This window comes from Frankia sp. Mgl5 (genome assembly GCF_023242985.1).
Taxonomy (GTDB): domain Bacteria; phylum Actinomycetota; class Actinomycetes; order Frankiales; family Frankiaceae; genus Parafrankia; species Parafrankia soli.
The window spans coordinates 1-255 of sequence record NZ_JALKFY010000221.1 but is presented as its reverse complement, the minus strand read 5'-3'; the positions used below and the strand labels follow the sequence as shown (position 1 = coordinate 255).

The window sequence follows — 255 nt, the reverse complement described above, 5'->3', positions numbered from 1 at the left end:
GGCTACGCCCACCTTAAGCAATGCCGGTACGCCTCATCATCAATTGTCCTCCTGCTTTATTGATACGGTGGATGACTCCTTGACAGGCATTATGGGTACGGCAAACGCGTCCTCCATGGTTTCCAAATTTGGCGGGGGCGTAGGAATCTACCTAGGCAAGGTGCGCAGCCGTGGTTCGTCGATTCGCGGTCACAAAGGAGCGTCTGGCGGGGTAGTGCCTCTCTCTTATAAACATCTCCGAGCCCACGAGACGGA

The 255-nt window shown here is 55.3% G+C and carries 1 protein-coding gene; it reads left to right on the top strand.

Going from position 1 to position 255, the window contains the following annotated elements; translation table 11 throughout:
• Nucleotides 1-255: hypothetical protein (locus MXD62_RS40300; protein ID WP_368862351.1), on the top strand; the 255-nt coding region annotated here is incomplete at both ends.